The 18,265-nt window shown below is 37.7% G+C and carries 17 protein-coding genes; 14 read left to right on the top strand and 3 right to left on the bottom strand.

Features of this window, described 5'->3' with window-relative positions; genetic code table 11:
* Window positions 1-3: 3 nt before the first annotated feature.
* Window positions 4-948 (bottom strand): iron-hydroxamate ABC transporter substrate-binding protein, encoded by a 945-nt coding sequence (locus tag COE49_RS03895; protein ID WP_088230679.1) that lies wholly within the window; start codon window positions 946-948, stop codon window positions 4-6.
* A gap of 188 nt (window positions 949-1,136) precedes the next feature.
* Between COE49_RS03895 and ruvA the strand changes: the two genes are divergently transcribed.
* From ruvA to yajC, 6 genes are read left to right on the top strand one after another with little or no spacing between them, the layout of a single operon-like run.
* Complete coding sequence (gene ruvA, locus COE49_RS03900) at window positions 1,137-1,754, top strand: Holliday junction DNA helicase RuvA (RefSeq protein ID WP_088230678.1); 618 nt, start codon at window positions 1,137-1,139, stop codon at window positions 1,752-1,754.
* A gap of 5 nt (window positions 1,755-1,759) precedes the next feature.
* Complete coding sequence (ruvB, locus tag COE49_RS03905) at window positions 1,760-2,761, top strand: Holliday junction branch migration DNA helicase RuvB (RefSeq protein ID WP_088230677.1); 1,002 nt, start codon at window positions 1,760-1,762, stop codon at window positions 2,759-2,761.
* The gene (locus COE49_RS03910; RefSeq protein WP_088230676.1) at window positions 2,758-2,958 is read left to right on the top strand and encodes a DUF2905 domain-containing protein; all 201 of its coding nucleotides are present in this window, start codon (window positions 2,758-2,760) and stop codon (window positions 2,956-2,958) included. Before ruvB ends, COE49_RS03910 begins: the two co-directional genes overlap by 4 nt.
* Before the next feature lie 19 nt (window positions 2,959-2,977).
* Window positions 2,978-4,030 (top strand): tRNA preQ1(34) S-adenosylmethionine ribosyltransferase-isomerase QueA, encoded by a 1,053-nt coding sequence (queA, locus tag COE49_RS03915; RefSeq protein WP_088230675.1) that lies wholly within the window; start codon window positions 2,978-2,980, stop codon window positions 4,028-4,030.
* A 12-nt stretch (window positions 4,031-4,042) separates the two neighbouring features.
* Entirely contained in the window at window positions 4,043-5,182 is a 1,140-nt protein-coding gene (gene tgt / locus COE49_RS03920; protein ID WP_000125362.1) for a tRNA guanosine(34) transglycosylase Tgt, read from the top strand.
* Between the two features lie 27 nt (window positions 5,183-5,209).
* Complete coding sequence (gene yajC / locus COE49_RS03925; RefSeq protein ID WP_000991117.1) at window positions 5,210-5,470, top strand: preprotein translocase subunit YajC; 261 nt, start codon at window positions 5,210-5,212, stop codon at window positions 5,468-5,470.
* A 37-nt stretch (window positions 5,471-5,507) separates the two neighbouring features.
* Here yajC and COE49_RS03930 read toward each other — a convergent pair whose 3' ends face one another.
* The gene (locus tag COE49_RS03930) at window positions 5,508-5,891 is read right to left on the bottom strand and encodes a TIGR04086 family membrane protein (protein ID WP_088230674.1); all 384 of its coding nucleotides are present in this window, start codon (window positions 5,889-5,891) and stop codon (window positions 5,508-5,510) included.
* A gap of 177 nt (window positions 5,892-6,068) precedes the next feature.
* Here COE49_RS03930 and COE49_RS03935 point away from each other — a divergent pair, with 177 nt between their 5' ends.
* Window positions 6,069-6,716: a DUF421 domain-containing protein gene (locus tag COE49_RS03935; protein ID WP_088230673.1), complete on the top strand. Its 648-nt coding sequence runs from the start codon at window positions 6,069-6,071 to the stop codon at window positions 6,714-6,716.
* 29 nt (window positions 6,717-6,745) lie between these two features.
* On the opposite strand, the gene spoVB is transcribed toward COE49_RS03935, so the two are convergent.
* Window positions 6,746-8,305 (bottom strand): stage V sporulation protein B, encoded by a 1,560-nt coding sequence (gene spoVB, locus COE49_RS03940; protein ID WP_088230672.1) that lies wholly within the window; start codon window positions 8,303-8,305, stop codon window positions 6,746-6,748.
* A 186-nt stretch (window positions 8,306-8,491) separates the two neighbouring features.
* On the opposite strand from spoVB, the gene COE49_RS03945 reads away from it, so the two are divergent.
* From COE49_RS03945 to COE49_RS03975, 7 genes are all read left to right on the top strand, one after another.
* Window positions 8,492-8,776: a post-transcriptional regulator gene (locus COE49_RS03945; RefSeq protein ID WP_088230671.1), complete on the top strand. Its 285-nt coding sequence runs from the start codon at window positions 8,492-8,494 to the stop codon at window positions 8,774-8,776.
* A 269-nt stretch (window positions 8,777-9,045) separates the two neighbouring features.
* The gene (secDF, locus tag COE49_RS03950) at window positions 9,046-11,310 is read left to right on the top strand and encodes a protein translocase subunit SecDF (RefSeq protein WP_088230670.1); all 2,265 of its coding nucleotides are present in this window, start codon (window positions 9,046-9,048) and stop codon (window positions 11,308-11,310) included.
* Between the two features lie 154 nt (window positions 11,311-11,464).
* Window positions 11,465-12,358, top strand: a complete 894-nt coding sequence (locus COE49_RS03955; protein WP_088230669.1) for a cation diffusion facilitator family transporter — start codon at window positions 11,465-11,467, stop codon at window positions 12,356-12,358.
* Window positions 12,359-12,459: 101 nt separating this feature from the next.
* Window positions 12,460-14,799, top strand: a complete 2,340-nt coding sequence (gene recJ / locus COE49_RS03960) for a single-stranded-DNA-specific exonuclease RecJ (RefSeq protein ID WP_088230668.1) — start codon at window positions 12,460-12,462, stop codon at window positions 14,797-14,799.
* 47 nt (window positions 14,800-14,846) lie between these two features.
* A complete protein-coding gene (locus COE49_RS03965) occupies window positions 14,847-15,359 on the top strand; it encodes an adenine phosphoribosyltransferase (RefSeq protein ID WP_000346215.1) in 513 nt (170 codons plus the stop codon).
* A gap of 210 nt (window positions 15,360-15,569) precedes the next feature.
* Window positions 15,570-17,753, top strand: a complete 2,184-nt coding sequence (relA, locus tag COE49_RS03970; protein ID WP_001262804.1) for a GTP diphosphokinase — start codon at window positions 15,570-15,572, stop codon at window positions 17,751-17,753.
* Between the two features lie 17 nt (window positions 17,754-17,770).
* Window positions 17,771-18,211 (top strand): D-tyrosyl-tRNA(Tyr) deacylase, encoded by a 441-nt coding sequence (locus COE49_RS03975; RefSeq protein ID WP_001266956.1) that lies wholly within the window; start codon window positions 17,771-17,773, stop codon window positions 18,209-18,211.
* Window positions 18,212-18,265: the final 54 nt, after the last annotated feature.

The raw sequence follows: 18,265 nt of genomic DNA on the forward strand, positions 1-18,265 counted from the left end.
TTCTTATTTATTTTTATCTAAAATTTGTTTTGCGATCTCATCAATTAGCATATCTTTTCCGATTGGATTGAATGCTTGTGTATTGAAGACTTCGTTTGATACTTCATATACGTGATTGCTTTTTACTGCTTTATTATCTTTCCAAACGGCACTGTTTTTATAGTCTTCGTACACTTTATCAGCTTCTCCGCCGAAGTTTACAATAAACATTTGGTCAGGTTGGAATGCAACAAGACCTTCTAGTGATACTTGTGCCATCGTTTGTTTTAAATCTGTACCTTTTGTTGCTGGAAGTTTTAAGTCGTTAAAGAGGATATCACCATATCCGAAGCTACCGTATACACGGAAGTTTTGTGGTGTAACTGCAACGAACATAAAGTTTTCATCTTTTGTTTTTTCTTTAATTTTTTTAGATAAAGAGTCTGCTTTTTTATCGTAGTCTGCAATCCATTTGTCAGCTTCCTTCTCTTCGTCAAATAGCTTGCCTACTTCTTTAAACTTACCGCGCCAGTCTTCTAAGTTCGTTTCTAGAACAACTGTCGGTGCTACTTTTTCTAGTTGATCATAAATTTTTAATTGACGATTGTTTAAAATAATTAAGTCTGGTTTTAAAGCCGTAACAGCTTCTAAATCAACTTTAGGTGCCCAGTACCAGCCAACTGCTTTTACTCCGTCTAACTTTTCTGTTAAATGATTTTGGATTTTATCTTTATACGTATTTGCCGTACCAACAGGTTTGTGTCCAAGAAGTAACAAGTCTTCTGTTGATCCCGATAGGTCTACAATTCTCTTTGGATTTACTGGAATTGTAGCTTCTCCTTTAGCGTGTTTGACAACTTTTGTTTTCGGTTGTTCTTTTGCTTTTGTTTCTTCTTTTTGGGAAGAACAGCCAACAATAGAAAGAACAACTAACATAATAGTAAATAAAATAAATAGCTTGCGTTTCATCCTAATGTAACCCCTTTAATTAATATTGATAATCATTATCGATCACTGTATATTAAGGGGCTTTATACTTTCTGTCAATGGAAAATAACAGAAGTTTTAACTGGAGAACATTTGTTGGGGCAGTCTCGCTTTTCTATCGTTAAATATGTTAAAATGGAATACATGATTTAAGAGGGAGAGATCGTATTTTGTTTGAATATGTTACAGGTCACGTGGAATATGTAGGACCGGAATATGTCGTAATTGACCATAATGGAATTGGTTATCAAATTTTTACACCAAATCCGTATGTATTTCAAAGAAGTAAGCAAGAAATCCGTGTCTATACATATCATTATGTGAGAGAAGATATTATGGCACTTTACGGGTTTAAAACACGTGAAGAGCGTTTATTATTTACAAAGTTGTTAGGTGTGTCTGGTATTGGACCAAAAGGTGCTCTTGCCATTTTAGCTTCTGGTCAAACCGGACAGGTTGTGCAAGCGATAGAACATGAAGATGAGAAGTTTTTAGTGAAGTTCCCAGGTGTCGGGAAGAAAACAGCGCGCCAAATGATTTTAGATTTAAAAGGAAAATTAGCAGATGTCGTGCCAGATGCATTTGTTGATTTATTCTCAGAGGAAGAACGTTTTGATGAGAAGAAAGGTTCTTCAGTTGAGCTTGATGAGGCGTTGGAAGCTCTGCGCGCACTTGGATACGCAGAACGAGAAGTTTCTCGTGTTGTACCAGAGTTATTAAAAGAATCATTAACGACGGATCAGTATATTAAAAAGGCACTTAGTCTTTTACTAAATGGTAAGAGGTGAGTATAATGGACGAACGTCTCCTTTCAGGGGAATCTGCATATGAAGATGTGGATTTAGAATATTCATTACGGCCACAGACGCTCCGTCAGTATATTGGCCAAGATAAGGCGAAACATAATTTAGAGGTGTTTATTGAAGCGGCAAAAATGCGTGAAGAAACGTTGGATCACGTGCTCTTATATGGACCGCCAGGGCTTGGTAAAACGACGCTTGCGAATATTATTGCAAATGAAATGGGCGTTAATGTTAGAACAACCTCAGGGCCTGCAATTGAAAGACCAGGTGATTTAGCGGCTGTATTAACAGCGCTTCAGCCAGGGGATGTATTATTTATTGATGAAATTCATCGTCTGCATAGATCAATTGAAGAAGTACTATATCCTGCGATGGAAGACTTCTGTCTTGATATTGTAATTGGAAAAGGACCGTCAGCACGGTCTGTACGATTAGATTTACCTCCCTTTACATTAGTTGGAGCAACGACGCGTGCGGGGGCATTATCAGCGCCGCTTCGTGACCGTTTCGGTGTACTTTCAAGATTAGAATATTACACAGTAGATCAGCTTTCTGAGATTGTTGAACGTACAGCAGAAGTATTCGAAGTTGAGATTGACTCGTTAGCCGCACTAGAAATTGCAAGACGTGCCCGTGGTACACCTCGTATTGCAAATCGTCTATTACGACGTGTACGTGATTTTGCGCAAGTTCGTGGTAACGGAACGGTTACAATAGAAATTACACAAATGGCGTTAGAACTATTGCAAGTAGATAAATTAGGACTCGATCATATCGATCATAAATTATTGCTTGGTATTATTGAAAAGTTCCGTGGTGGTCCAGTTGGATTAGAAACGGTTTCGGCAACGATTGGAGAAGAATCTCATACGATTGAAGATGTATATGAGCCGTATTTATTACAAATTGGCTTTTTACAACGAACGCCAAGAGGACGCATCGTAACGCCACTTGCATATGATCATTTCGGAATGGAGATGCCAAAAGTATGACGGAGATGCCAAAATTGCTTATTACAGCAGGTATCTTACTTATCGTTGTTGGATTAGCTTGGAAGTTTATTGGAAGACTTCCAGGCGATGTTTTTGTGAAAAAGGGAAACGTTACCTTTTATTTTCCTATCATCACATGTATTGTGTTAAGTATTGTATTATCTTTTATTATGTATATAATAAATCGATTCAAATAAGAAATAGGTGGATATAGTTATGGATATTAATCTGTTTGATTTTCATTTACCAGAAGAACTTATTGCGCAAGTCCCGTTAGAAGATCGTGAAACATCAAGATTAATGGTGTTAGACCGTGAAACAGGTGATATTGAGCATAAACATTTTACAGACATTCTTTCTTACTTACATGAGGGGGATTGCTTAGTTTTAAATGAAACGAAAGTTATGCCTGCTCGCTTGCACGGTGTGAAAGAAGATACAGGCGCGCACATTGAAGTGCTTCTTTTGAAACAAGAAGAAGGCGATAAGTGGGAAACGCTTGTGAAGCCAGCGAAACGTGTAAAAGAAGGAACTGTTATCTCTTTTGGCGAAGGGAAATTAAAAGCAACTTGCATAGGAACTGCAGATCAAGGTGGACGTCAGCTTGAATTTTCATATGACGGCATCTTCTATGAAATTTTAGATGAACTTGGGGAAATGCCACTTCCTCCATATATTAAAGAAACGCTGGAAGATCGCGACCGCTATCAAACGGTATATGCGAAAGAAATCGGTTCAGCAGCAGCGCCGACTGCGGGACTTCACTTTACAGAAGAGTTACTTGAGAAGTTAAAACAAAAAGGCGTTGAGTTAGCATTTATTACACTTCACGTAGGGCTTGGAACATTTAGACCAGTTTCTGCAGACACGATTGAAGAACACCATATGCACGCAGAATATTACCATATGTCTGAAGAGACAGCGGCATTATTAAATCGCGTAAAAGAGAATGGTGGACGTATTATTACAGTAGGTACGACATCAACTCGTACGTTAGAAACAATTGCAACAGATCATGATGGTAAGCTTTTTGCTGCTTCTGGCTGGACAGATATTTTTATGTACCCAGGTTATGAATTTAAAGCAATTGATGGTTTAATTACAAACTTCCATTTACCAAAATCAACATTAATTATGCTTGTAAGTGCATTTGCAAACAGAGATAATGTACTTCATGCTTATAATGAAGCAGTAAAAGAAAAATATCGTTTCTTTAGCTTCGGTGATGCGATGTTCGTTGCATCTCACGCTAAAATGAGAAACAAATAAAAGGAGTAAATTATGACAGCAATTCGTTATGAATTTATTAAAACTTGTAAACAAACGGGTGCGCGTTTAGGACGTGTACATACGCCACACGGTTCATTTGATACACCAACATTTATGCCAGTTGGTACACTTGCAACAGTTAAGACGATGTCACCAGAAGAATTAAAAGCAATGGATTCTGGCATTATCTTAAGTAATACGTATCATTTATGGCTACGTCCAGGTCACGAAATTATTCGTGAAGCAGGCGGTTTGCATAAGTTTATGAACTGGGACCGTGCAATTTTAACAGACTCTGGTGGTTTTCAAGTATTCAGTTTAAGTGACTTCCGCCGTATTGAAGAGGAAGGCGTTCACTTCCGTAACCACTTAAATGGAGATAAATTATTCTTATCACCAGAAAAAGCGATGGAAATTCAAAATGCATTAGGTTCAGATATTATGATGGCATTTGATGAGTGTCCACCATTCCCGGCTACTTTTGAATACATGAAGAAGTCTGTAGAGCGTACAAGCCGCTGGGCAGAACGTTGCTTAAAAGCACATGAACGTCCACAAGATCAAGGTTTATTCGGTATTGTACAGGGTGGGGAGTTTGAAGAGCTTCGTCGTCAAAGCGCGAAAGATCTTGTTTCAATGGACTTCCCTGGTTACGCTGTAGGTGGGTTATCTGTTGGGGAGCCAAAAGATATTATGAACCGTGTACTTGAGTTTACAACACCACTTCTTCCAGATAATAAACCGCGTTACTTAATGGGAGTAGGTTCTCCTGACTCGTTAATTGATGGTGCAATTCGTGGTATTGATATGTTTGATTGCGTGCTTCCAACTCGTATCGCTCGAAATGGTACATGTATGACAAGTGAAGGTCGCCTTGTTGTGAAAAATGCGAAATTTGCTAGAGATTTCGGTCCGCTTGATCCAAACTGTGATTGCTACACATGTAAAAATTACTCTCGTGCGTACATTCGTCACTTAATGAAATGTGATGAAACGTTCGGAATTCGTTTAACGTCTTATCACAACCTTCATTTTCTGTTAAACTTAATGGAGCAGGTGAGACAAGCTATTCGTGAAGACCGTCTTGGCGATTTCCGTGAAGAATTCTTTGAACAGTATGGCTTTAATAAACCGAATGCTAAAAACTTCTAATACATAATTTAAAAGGAGGAACAAAAGATGAATGCAGGTATGATGAATATCGTTATGATCGTTGCGATGTTTGCGATTTTCTATTTCTTATTAATTCGCCCGCAACAAAAGCGTCAAAAAGCAGTTGCTCAAATGCAAAGTGAGTTAAAAAAAGGTGATGCTATCGTAACAATCGGTGGTTTACACGGTACAATCGAATCAGTAGATGAAACGAAAATCGTTGTTAAATCTGGTGGTTCACACTTAACTTTCGATCGCAATGCGATTCGTGAAGTTGTGAAAAACTAATGAGGAAGGCCCTGCATGAAATGTGCAGGGCCTTTTTTTAATTATTTTGCTTTGACATATTTACACCGAAAATACCACCGAGTGTACTCGCACCCATTAATGCTAATTGATAAAGTAACTGTGAGTTTGATAAAGTTTGAGAAAAGCCTAAATAGTTAACTAGAAAAACAAGTGCGGTGAATGTAAGTCCTGTTGTGAAACCTACTAGCCAACCTTTCCCTTGCGCTTTTTTGCCAGCGATAAATCCAGACATAAGCATGGATAGGAGGGCTAGTATAAAAATCGTAATTACTAATGTCCCTTCACTAATATTCGTAAACTTTAATAAAAGAGCCATGACCATACTTGTAATAGAGGCAAGAATTAATAAGGTAATAATACCGAAGCCAATTGCAGTTGATAATTTTTTCGTTCCATCCATTTATACATTCCCCCTTTTTAATACAAGCATATTTTCATTTTGCTCAGGTTAGACTAGTTTCTTTTTTATAGGGGAATCTATAAAGTGAAACTTTAATCAGTGGGTACCATCCCCGCTAATTATTAGCTCTCACCAATCGGGCGTTCATGCGAGATAATTAAAAAAGGAGATGTAGAAATGGAATGGGTATCAATCATTGGCCGGACGATGCTTTTGTATATTATCATTTTAATTATTTTTCGACTTATGGGTAAACGTGAAATTGGAGAACTAAGTGTATTAGATTTAGTCGTATTTATTATGCTTGGCGAAATGGCTGTAGTGGCAATTGAAAATACAGATAAATCACTTTGGCATCAATTAGTTCCGATGACTTTTCTTATGTGCATCCAAATCGTTTTGTCGATTATTTCTTTAAAGTTTCAACGCTTTCGGCATTTAATAGAAGGGGAGCCGGCTATTCTTGTAAATGCAGGAAAGATCGATGAAAAGAAGATGAGAAAGCAGCGTTATAACATAGATGATTTGATGATGCAATTAAGGGAACAAGGTGTTGGAGACATTAGGGATGTAGAATACGCTATTTTAGAACCGTCTGGGAGGCTATCTGTCTTTCAAAAACAAAAAGGTGAGCAGGATGCATTGCAGTTTACTTTTCCTCTTATTATTGATGGGGAAATTCAATCGAATCATTTGCAAATGATTGAACATACAAACGAATGGCTTATTGGAAAATTAAAAAACTTAGGTTATAACGATATAACACAAGTTTTGTACTGCAGCTTTCAAAATGGACAATTTTTTGTTGATTTAAAAGAAAAATAGAGGCTTACCATATGAAATAGTAAGCCTGTTTACTTCAAAAATGAAAGTTTACGAATGATAGGGAGACGACTTAGCTCTTCTTTTCGAATCAGTTTGAAAGTGAAGAGGAGAACGATATAAACGATTGTTGTTAAAATGATTTCCCATAATGTTTGCACACCAAGTGAATGAGAAAAAACAATATACTTATGAAGGTAAAAACCGAAGCCACCTGCAATACCGATGGCAAGCCCGCCAAAAATATAGTCTTTTGCGTAAATGGTAAATGTAATCTTTTTTAAAACGGTAGCGTAGTGAAGGAAGGTTACCGTTACTATATTTGCTGCAATGGCCAGTGCAACGCCCATCATTTGAAAATCTGGTCTTGAAGCTAGTACAAAAATAACGATTAATTTCACGATGGCGCCAATAAATGTATTCATCATTGCAGCTCGTGCTAGGTTTAAAGCTTGCAAAACAGAGGTAAGTGGGCTTTGGAAATAATGAAATAAAAAGCAAGGTGCAAGGAGCTGAATGAATGCTGTTGCACTGTCTGATCCGTACATAAGGGTTAAAACAGGAGAAGCAAATACGTATAGTATAACGACTGACCATCCACCAGTAATTAATGAGATGCGAAGAGCTTGTTGTAATCGGTGTTCTACTAATTTGTGCTGCCTTTTCGCCATCGCCTCGCTAATGGATGGAACGAGTGCTGTAGAAAGAGCGTATGTAATGAAGGCTGGCAGTGATAGAAGTGGGAATGCATAGCCGTTTAATATACCATATTGCTGAGTTGCGACAGAAGCAGCAACGCCAGCGATCGCTAAGCTTTGCATAACGACGATAGGTTCAAAAAAATATGAAACGGAACCGATTAAACGGCTCCCTGTAGTAGGAAGGGCAATGTCCATAAGAGAATAAAATGTCCCTTTGCTGTTTCTTGCAGTAGTGAAAAATCCAGAACGAATAGATAAATGTTTTTCACGCTGGAATAAAGTGAGTAAAAATAATAAGGATGCAACTTCACCGAGAACGGCTGATAACATAGCACCGGCTGCAGCATATTCTACGCCGTAAGGTAAAAATAACCGAATGCATACAGCGATAATTGTAATGCGGACAACTTGTTCTATAACTTGAGCATAAGCGCTTGGCTTCATATTTTGTTTCCCTTGGAAATAACCACGTAAAACGGAAGAAACTGCAATAACAGGAACGACAGGCAAAATAGCCATTAACGGGTAATACGTTCTTTCATCGGTTAATAATGTTTTTGCTAAAATAGGTGTGAGGAGCATAATCCCAATTGTTAAAATGATACTAATAACGGATGTAACAGCTAAGGAGACAGTTAATATTTTTTTGACTCTTTGTTTATCATTCACCGCTTCCGCTTCTGCTACAAATTTTGCGATTGCCACAGGAAGGCCGATTTGTGTTAAAGTAATCGCTAAAATGAAGGTGGGGACAGCCATCATATAAAGGCCAACGCCTTCTTCTCCTAGTATACGTGCCATTACAATGCGGTTAATAAATCCAAGGATTTTTGTAATAAAGCCAGCTATCATTAAAATAAATGCACCTTTTAAAAAGCTTTGTCTCGTCATACTCTTCTCCTACCTTCTCAAAATCAATGGAATGATTTACAATAATTTATATGCACGTATGAGACAAGAATGACAAGCATTTAAGAGAGTGAAGTGTGAATGCTCTTGAAAGTAGTAGTTATTGCTGTCCATTAGAGCGGGAGTAAAAGCGACTTTTCGTGCTGAAATAAGAAGGAGATGTTATATATGTTGGATAAAGAGGCATTGGTAGAATCATACCGCGGACAGTTACAAGTCGTTTTAGAAAGCAAAGTAGAAGAGTTCCAAATGTTCGGTTATGATCGAGTGACAGATGATGACATTTGGAAGTTTCTTAAAGTGAAAAAGTGGAAGAAGATAGACAGCGATGTTAGATTGTATGAATTAGTTAATGATGTATTAACAGTAAGTACTAATGAATATATGACTTATTTAACTGTTGAAGCATATCAAGCGCCACTTTGGTCATTTGATGAATATGAAAATAAATAACTGACTGCAATTGGTTTGTTCTTCCTTTTGCAGTATAATGATAGGTATTGATAAAGAGGAATTAATGATGTCTAAGATTACATATAAAGGAGGTAGGGAAGCGAAAAATAAATAATAAAAGTGTAGGTCTTGCGTAAGGCTTACCGACATAGCTAGTGATGGGCTAGCGAAATTATAGAAAGGAAGTCTACTAACTAGGTGTATGCACACATATAGCAGTGAATCGTAAGAGATTTATTGAAAGTGTTAGTAGCGGAAAGAGGGTACATATGGCAAAGCGTGGTACGAGAATTGCCGCCTTTTTTCTCATCGTTTTATTAATCGGTGGAGTAATTGGTGCGGCAGGAAAAGACATAGCAAAAGGAATTAGTCTAGGACTAGACCTTCGCGGTGGTTTTGAAATTCTGTATGAAGTAAAACCAGCCAAAAAAGGTGATAAAATCGATCGAGAGGCGCTTGTAAGTACAGTAGGTGCTCTTGAAAATCGTGTTAACGTTCTCGGTGTAAGTGAGCCGAACATCCAAATTGAAGGAGAAGATCGAATTCGTGTGCAGCTTGCTGGTGTACAAGATCAGCAAAAAGCACGTGAAATGTTATCAACACAAGCGAAATTAACATTCCGTGATGTGAACGATAACCTTCTTATGGACGGAACGGATTTAAAAGGCGGCGGAGCGAAGCAAACATTTGATGAGCAAGGCCGTGCAAGCGTAGGTCTTACACTAAAAAGCGCTGACAAATTCCGTGAAGTAACTGAAAAAATTTCAAAGATGCCACCACCAACGAATTTAATGGTAATTTGGCTTGATTTTGAAGAAGGAAAAGATTCGTATAAAGCAGAAGCTGCAAAACCGAATCCGAAGTTTTTATCAGCAGCAACAGTAAACCAGGTATTTAACCAAGCTGAAGTATCTATCGTAGGTGGAAACTTTACAGTTGAAAGTGCGAAAGAACTTTCGTCTTTATTAAATGCAGGTGCACTTCCTGTTGATTTAAAAGAAATGTATTCAACATCTGTTGGAGCGAAATTTGGTCAACAAGCATTAGATCAAACGATTTTCGCTAGTGCGATTGGTATCGCTCTTATTTTCTTATTTATGCTTGTATACTACCGTTTACCAGGGCTTGTAGCCGTTATTATGTTAGGCCTATACATTTTTGTTACGCTACTCGTATTTAACTGGATGCACGCGGTTCTTACATTACCAGGTATTGCGGCGTTAGTGCTCGGGGTAGGTATCGCAGTTGATGCGAATATCATTACGTACGAGAGATTGAAAGAAGAACTTAAAATTGGTAAGTCAATGATGTCAGCATTTCGTGCTGGTAACCATCGTTCATTAGCAACGATTTTAGATGCAAACATTACGACTCTTGCAGCTGCAGGTGTGTTGTTCGTATATGGTACAAGCTCCGTGCAAGGCTTTGCAACAAGTTTAATCGTAAGTATTTTAGTTGGTTTTATTACAAACGTATTCGGTACTCGTTTCTTATTAGGATTACTTGTAAAGAGTCGTTATTTTGATAAAAAACCAGGATATTTTGGTGTGAAACAAAAGGATATTATTCCGTTAACAAAAGGTATAGTACATCCACCAACGAAATTTGATCGCATTAACTTCGTAAATATCGGTCATAAATTCCTTATCTTCTCGATTGTAGTTGTAATTGCAGGTGCAATTATCCTACCAATTTTCAAATTGAATCTTGGAATTGACTTTGCGAGTGGTACACGTATGGACTTGCAATCAAAACAAGCACTTACTGTGTCAGATGTTCATAAAGATTTGAAAGAATTGAAAATTGATGTGAAGGAAGAAGATATTGTACCGACTGGAGAGGACAATAAAGGATTCGCTGTTCGTACTGTAGGCGTTTTATCAAAAGATGAAATCGCGAAAGCAAAAACATTCTTCCAAGATAAATATGGTACAGAGCCAAACGTAAGTACAGTTTCACCGACAATCGGTAAAGAAATTGCACGAAATGCATTTATCGCAGTATTAATTGCTTCTGCAGTTATCATCTTATACGTAAGTATTCGATTCCGATTTACGTATGCATTATCTGCAGTACTGGCATTACTCCATGATGCATTCGTTATGATTGTTATGTTTAGTATTTTGGGGCTAGAGGTGGACTTAACGTTTATCGCTGCGGTATTAACGATCATCGGTTATTCTATTAATGACTCGATTGTTACGTTTGATAGAAACCGTGAGCTATACAAACAGAAAAAACGAGTTCGCGACATAAAAGACCTAGAAGAAATCGTAAATATGAGTATTCGCCAAACGCTTGGTCGTTCGATTAACACCGTATTAACAGTGTTATTCCCGGTAATTGCACTGCTTATCTTCGGTAGTGAGTCACTACGTAACTTCTCGTTTGCATTACTTGTTGGATTAGTTGTAGGTACGTATTCTTCTGTTTTCGTTGCCTCTCAAATTTGGTTATTACTTGAAAACCGTCGTTTGAAAAAGGGTAAAGGAAACAAAAAGGTTGAGAAAGAAGTATCTGAACCGCAAGTATAAAAAAGCTGATGCCTCATAATGAGGCATCTCTTTTTTCGTTTGTGGATACAATAAGGTAGCAACTTTTGAAAGGGAAAGATGGAAGGAAGTGGTTGGGCTATCGTTGTTTTTATTCTAATAAAAAGATAGGTTAAGAAAAGAAGGGATTTTAATTATGGAAAAAGATGAACGTTTTAAACAGGCCGAGTTTGGTGCTATTGTCGGAATCGTTGGTAATATTATATTAGCGATTGTAAAGGCGGTAATTGGTTATATTGGGAACAGTAAAGCACTGTTAGCGGATGCTGTGCATTCCGCATCAGATGTAATTGGTTCGCTAGCTGTACTTTTTGGATTGCGAGCAGCAAAGCAGCCACCCGATGAAGATCATCCGTATGGTCATGGTAAAGCGGAATCGATTTCAGCGATTATTGTTGCGGTGTTATTATTTATTGTGGGAATTGAGATAGCGATTTCATCTATAAAAGCTTTCTCGCAAGAACTAGAACCGCCGAAAGGAATTACGATTTTTGCTGTTGTTCTTTCAATTGTCGTGAAAGAAGGAATGTTTCAATATAAATTTCGATTAGGGAAAAAGGTAAATAGTGATGCAATTATTGCAAATGCATATGAGCACCGTTCGGATGTATTTTCTTCAATTGCAGCTTTAATCGGTATTTGTGCAGCTATTATCGGTGGGAAGCTCGGATTAGATTGGCTTGTATATGCTGATCCGATTGCGGGGTTATTTGTTTCGATTCTTGTTGTAAAAATGGCATGGAGTATTGGAGCGGAAGCAATTCATGCAACGCTGGACCACGTTCTTCACGAAGAGGATGTTATTCCGCTTAGAGAAGCAGTTCTGCAAGTGGATGGCGTAAAAAAAATCGGTTCTTTATATGCAAGGGAACATGGCCATTATGTTATTGTAGATATTAAGGTTTCTGTAGATCCATACATTACTGTAGAAGAAGGACACCGCATTGGAAAACATGTGAAAGAAACACTTATGGAACAAGATAACGTACAAAATGTGTTTGTGCATATAAATCCGTATTCTCCAAATTAAACATTGTTAACATTTTAGTATGCAGATATTGCATCGTAGTTTGCATTATATTGTCACCCCTTAATCTGTCTTGTATAATAAACAGGTTAAGGGGTGATTTCGTGTTACAACCGAAGACGCGTTGGAAAGAAAAAGAATATAATGAAGAGCGAGTGAGTGAATTAGCAAGTAAATTGCAATTGTCACCTCTTGTTATTTCTTTATTCCTCGGTAGAGGACTAGATACAGAAGATAAGATTTTAGATTTTTTAAATACAGAAAATCAAGAATTCCACGATCCATTTTTATTAGAAGGAATGGATCGAACGGTAGAGCGTGTAAATAAGGCGATTCAAAATGGAGAACAAATATTAATATTTGGTGATTATGATGCGGACGGAGTAAGTAGTACGACGGTATTATATCTTGCTCTACAAGAATTAGGTGCAGATGTAGAATTTTATATTCCGAACCGTTTTACAGAAGGCTATGGACCGAATGAAGAAGCGTTTCGTTGGGCACATAGTGCGGGGTTCTCTTTAATTATTACTGTCGATACTGGTATTGCAGCGGTACATGAAGCGAAGGTAGCGAAGGAGCTCGGAATAGATCTTATTATTACAGATCACCATGAGCCACCGCCAGAATTACCAGAGGCACTTGCGATTATTCATCCGAAACTAGATGGTGGTGTGTATCCGTTTCACTATTTAGCGGGTGTAGGTGTTGCGTTTAAAGTTGCACATGCACTATTAGGCCGTGTGCCAGAACATTTATTAGAAATTGCAGTAATTGGTACAGTAGCCGATTTAGTTTCACTTCATGGTGAAAATCGGTTGCTAGTGAAGCGTGGTTTAAAGCATATGCGCATGACGAAAAATATCGGTTTAAAGGCATTGTTTAAAGTGGCTAACGTTTCGCAAAGTGAAATTACAGAGGAAAGCATTGGCTTCTCAATTGCGCCACGTATTAACGCCGTTGGACGTTTAGAAGATGCAGCGCCGGCTGTACACCTTTTATTATCAGATGATCCAGAGGAAGCGAAAGAGCTGGCCGAAGAAATTGATGAGCTGAACAAACTGCGAAAAGACATTGTAAAGCAAATTACAGAAGAAGCTATCGCTGAAGTTGAAAATAATTTCCCGCCAGAAGAAAACAAAGTGTTAGTGCTTGCAAAAGAAGGTTGGAATCCAGGTGTAATTGGAATTGTCGCTTCTAAATTAGTTGAGCGTTTCTATCGTCCAACAATTGTATTAAGCATTGATCCTGTAAAAGAAACAGCGAAGGGCTCCGCACGTAGTATTGCAGGGTTTGATTTATTTGCAAACTTGTCAGATTGTAGAGAGTTATTACCGCACTTCGGAGGTCATCCGATGGCAGCGGGAATGACGCTTCATATGAATGATGTAGAGGAATTACGTCGCCGTTTAAATGAGCAAGCAGATGCCATTTTAACAGAAGCAGACTTCATTCCAATTACAGCCGTTGATGCTTTTTGTAAAGTGGAGGATGTAACGCTTGCGGCAATTGAGGAAATGCAAAAGTTAGCACCGTTTGGTGTTGGAAACCCAAAACCACGTATTGCAGTGAAAGATGCTGAGTTAGAAAGTATTCGGGCAATTGGATCAGACGGTTCTCATTTGAAAATGGCTCTTCGTGATGGACAAGCAACACTAGACACAATTGGATTTGGATTTGGTGCGTATGCAAAAGAAATTTCTCCAGTTGCAAAGGTATCTGTAATAGGAGAAGCATCCATTAATGAATGGAATAATTTTAAGAAGCCACAATTAATGGTACAAGATATTGCGGTAGAGGCGTGGCAGTTATTTGACTGGCGTAGTATGCGTAATGCAGAAGCGAATTTAGCAGAACTTCCGAAAGAAAAAATAACAATGGTGTATTTTTCAGAAGATGTATTGAATAAATTTTCTCTAGAAAACTATAAGGAGCAGCTCACGCATGCATCCGAAGTAGCTCATTTAGATGATAAATATATTGTGTTACTCGACTTACCAAAAGGAACCGATGAATTACGGGAGTTATTTAAAGTGGGATTCCCATCGCGAATTTATGCGTTATTTTATCAAGAGAATAATCATTTATTTAGTACAATCCCAACGAGGGAACACTTTAAATGGTACTATTCTTTCTTGAGCCAAAAAACACCATTTTCTTTAAGACAATATGGTGAACAACTATGTCGTCATAAAGGTTGGTCAAAAGATACAGTAAATTTCATGACACAGGTGTTTTTTGAGTTAGAATTTGTTACAATAAAAGATGGCGTCATTTTTATGGCAGACAAAAAACAAAAGCGTGATTTAATTGAATCGAACACATATCGTGAGAAAATGAACCACTTACAATTAGAAAAAGAATTGGTTTATAGCACATATCAGCAATTATATACATGGTTTGAAACGATTCGTAATCATAAAGAAGTAGAACAGTTAGGGTAAAGGTTTTGTATTTACAAACCTTTTAGATCTGAGGAGGATTCAGAAATATGGATTTCAAGCAACATATCGCAATTGTACCGGATTATCCGAAAGAAGGTATTGTGTTTAAAGACATTACACCTTTAATGAACGACGGTAAAGCATACAAAGCAGCAACAGATGCAATCGTTGAGTATGCAAAAGAAAGAGATATCGATGTTGTAGTAGGACCGGAAGCACGTGGCTTTATTATCGGTTGCCCAGTTTCTTATGCATTAGAAGTAGGATTTGCGCCAGTTCGTAAATTAGGAAAATTACCACGCGAAGTAATTACAGTTGACTACGGTAAAGAATATGGTAAAGATGTTTTAACAATCCATAAAGATGCAATTAAGCCAGGCCAACGCGTATTAATTACAGATGACCTATTAGCTACAGGTGGAACAATCGAAGCGACAATTAAGCTAGTTGAAGAGCTAGGTGGAGTTGTAGCAGGAATTGCATTCTTAGTAGAGCTTACTTACTTAGATGGTCGTAAAATGTTAGATGGTTACGATGTATTAGTATTAGAAAAATACTAATCGCTATATAGGTAAAACTACGGTGATAAGAAGTACCCGTGAATCTCTTGGAGAGGAGCGGGTACTTTTGTATAATTGCACAAAAAAATAAGGTGAAATGTCAGTAAAATCTTTTCCTTTTCACAATTCACAATCATTAGGTTATAATGATAGAATATAATTTATTCTACTTAATAAAGATAAAGTCAATTTTCAATAAAAGGTGATTCGATGGCAAATGAGCAGGTACTAACAGCTGAACAGGTACTCGAGAAAGCAAGTCAATATTTAGCGAATGAAGATATTGAGCTAGTGGCACGTGCCTATGAATATGCACGTGATGCGCATAGTGAACAATATAGAAAATCGGGTGAACCGTACATTATTCATCCAATTCAAGTTGCTGGTATTTTAGTGGATTTACACATGGATCCAGCAACCGTGTCGGCAGGTTTCTTACATGATGTAGTGGAAGATACAGAGGTTACATTAGAAGATATTGAACGGGAATTTAATAAAGAAATTGCTATGCTTGTCGATGGTGTGACGAAGCTCGGAAAGATTAAATATAAATCTCATGAGCAGCAACAAGCAGAAAACCATCGCAAAATGTTTATTGCAATGGCTCAAGATATTCGAGTTATTTTAATTAAACTAGCTGACCGTCTTCATAACATGCGTACATTGAAACATTTGCCCCAAGAGAAGCAGCGTCGCATTGCAAATGAGACATTAGAAATCTTTGCACCTTTAGCGCATAGACTCGGAATTAATACTATTAAATGGGAGCTAGAGGATACGTCACTTCGCTATTTAAATCCACAACAATATTACCGTATTGTAAATTTAATGAAGCGTAAACGTGCAGAGCGTGAAGAATATTTAGATGAAGTAATGACTGGCATTCGCGAGAAATTAAAAGAAGTTGCAATTCAACCTGAGATTTCTGGCAGACCAAAGCATATTTACAGTATTTATCGTAAAATGGCACTGCAAAATAAACAGTTCAATGAAATTTACGATTTATTAGCTGTACGTGTCGTTGTAAATAGTATTAAAGATTGTTATGCGGTGCTTGGAATTATTCATACGTGTTGGAAGCCAATGCCAGGTCGTTTTAAAGATTATATTGCAATGCCGAAAGCAAATTTATATCAATCTCTTCATACGACTGTAATTGGACCAAAAGGAGATCCACTTGAAGTGCAAATTCGTACGAAAGAAATGCACGAAATTGCAGAGTTCGGGATCGCGGCACACTGGGCGTATAAAGAAGGAAAAGCAGCAGAAACAACAGGTACATTAGAGAAGAAACTTACATGGTTCCGTCAAATATTAGAATGGCAAAATGAAGCTTCTAATGCAGAAGAGTTTATGGAGTCATTAAAAATTGATTTATTCTCTGATATGGTATTTGTCTTTACACCGAAAGGCGATGTAATGGAATTACCACTTGGATCTGTTCCAATTGATTTTGCGTATCGTGTCCATTCGGAAATTGGAAATAAAACAATTGGTGCAAAAGTAAATGGGAAAATGGTGACACTTGATTATAAATTAAAAACAGGTGACATCATTGAAATTTTAACATCGAAACATTCGTATGGACCAAGTCAAGATTGGGTAAAACTCGCTCAAACATCTCATGCGAAAAATAAAATACGTCAATTCTTTAAGAAGCAACGTAGAGATGAAAATATTGAAAAGGGCCGTGAGCTTGTTGAAAAAGAAGTACGTGGCCTAGAGTACGAGATGAAAGAAGTATTAGCGCCTGATAATTTAAAACGTGTTGCTGAGAAGTTTAACTTTGCGAATGAAGAAGATATGTTTGCAGCAGTAGGTTATAACGGAATTACAGCCGCGCAAATTGTTACGCGACTAACGGACAAGTTCCGCAAACAACGCGAAGAAGAAGAAATTGTTGAAGTTAAAGAAGTTCGTAAACCGATGAAAATTCGAAAATGGGATTCTGGTGTAAAGGTAAGCGGTGCTGATAATTTATTAATTCGTTTATCAAAATGCTGTAACCCAGTTCCGGGTGATGATATCGTTGGGTATATTACGAAAGGCCGAGGTGTATCGATTCACCGTCGTGATTGTGTAAATGTTCATACAGAAGAAGCGGTAGAACGTTTATTAGAAGTGGAGTGGGAAGGTAGCCCTGAAAAAGAAATTGAATATAACGTTGATATTGAAATTTCAGGTTACGATCGCCGAGGTTTATTAAATGAAGTACTGCAAGCTGTTACAGAGACGAAAACGTATATTTCAGCTGTTTCTGGTAGAAGTGACCGTAATAAGATGGCGACAATTAATATGTCAATCTCTATTCGTAACTTACAACACTTGAAAAAAGTAGTAGAGCGCATTAAGCGTGTTCCAGAAATTTATGCAGTACGACGCATGATGCATTAATAGGGAGTGTAGAAAAAATGAGAGTTGTTTTACAACGATCAAAGGAAGCGTCCGTCACAGTAGATGGTGAGATTGTAGGACAAATTCCATTCGGTTTAACATTACTAGTTGGCATTACGCATGAAGATACAGAAAAAGATGCAACTTACATTGCAGAAAAAATTGCAAACTTACGTATTTTTGAAGATGAGAGCGGAAAGATGAACCACTCTGTACTTGATGTAGAAGGACAAGTTCTATCTATTTCGCAATTCACATTATACGGAGATTGCCGTAAAGGAAGACGTCCAAACTTTATGGATGCTGCGAAACCTGACTATGCAGAGCGTTTATACGATTTCTTCAATGAAGAGGTCCGTAAACAAGGATTGCATGTCGAAACAGGGAAGTTCGGAGCGATGATGGACGTTTCTTTAATCAATGATGGTCCGGTGACCTTAATTGTGGAAAGTAAATAGTGTTGCCCAAAAAGAGAGGATTATATAATCCTCTCTTTTTTCAGAGTGTTTGGA

The organism is Bacillus sp. AFS029637 (genome assembly GCF_002584985.1).
Taxonomy (GTDB): domain Bacteria; phylum Bacillota; class Bacilli; order Bacillales; family Bacillaceae_G; genus Bacillus_A.

Excerpts from the sequence above, each read along its gene's own strand:
- COE49_RS03895 (WP_088230679.1), bottom strand. The coding sequence starts at position 948 with ATGAAACGCAAGCTATTTATTTTATTTACTATTATGTTAGTTGTTCTT.
- COE49_RS03975 (WP_001266956.1), top strand. The coding sequence starts at position 17,771 with ATGAGAGTTGTTTTACAACGATCAAAGGAAGCGTCCGTCACAGTAGAT.
- COE49_RS03930 (WP_088230674.1), bottom strand. The coding sequence starts at position 5,891 with ATGGATGGAACGAAAAAATTATCAACTGCAATTGGCTTCGGTATTATT.
- tgt (WP_000125362.1), top strand. The coding sequence starts at position 4,043 with ATGACAGCAATTCGTTATGAATTTATTAAAACTTGTAAACAAACGGGT.
- secDF (WP_088230670.1), top strand. The coding sequence starts at position 9,046 with ATGGCAAAGCGTGGTACGAGAATTGCCGCCTTTTTTCTCATCGTTTTA.
- COE49_RS03945 (WP_088230671.1), top strand. The coding sequence starts at position 8,492 with ATGTTGGATAAAGAGGCATTGGTAGAATCATACCGCGGACAGTTACAA.
- queA (WP_088230675.1), top strand. The coding sequence starts at position 2,978 with ATGGATATTAATCTGTTTGATTTTCATTTACCAGAAGAACTTATTGCG.
- COE49_RS03955 (WP_088230669.1), top strand. The coding sequence starts at position 11,465 with ATGGAAAAAGATGAACGTTTTAAACAGGCCGAGTTTGGTGCTATTGTC.
- COE49_RS03910 (WP_088230676.1), top strand. The coding sequence starts at position 2,758 with ATGACGGAGATGCCAAAATTGCTTATTACAGCAGGTATCTTACTTATC.
- ruvB (WP_088230677.1), top strand. The coding sequence starts at position 1,760 with ATGGACGAACGTCTCCTTTCAGGGGAATCTGCATATGAAGATGTGGAT.
- yajC (WP_000991117.1), top strand. The coding sequence starts at position 5,210 with ATGAATGCAGGTATGATGAATATCGTTATGATCGTTGCGATGTTTGCG.
- COE49_RS03965 (WP_000346215.1), top strand. The coding sequence starts at position 14,847 with ATGGATTTCAAGCAACATATCGCAATTGTACCGGATTATCCGAAAGAA.
- spoVB (WP_088230672.1), bottom strand. The coding sequence starts at position 8,305 with ATGACGAGACAAAGCTTTTTAAAAGGTGCATTTATTTTAATGATAGCT.
- COE49_RS03935 (WP_088230673.1), top strand. The coding sequence starts at position 6,069 with ATGGAATGGGTATCAATCATTGGCCGGACGATGCTTTTGTATATTATC.
- relA (WP_001262804.1), top strand. The coding sequence starts at position 15,570 with ATGGCAAATGAGCAGGTACTAACAGCTGAACAGGTACTCGAGAAAGCA.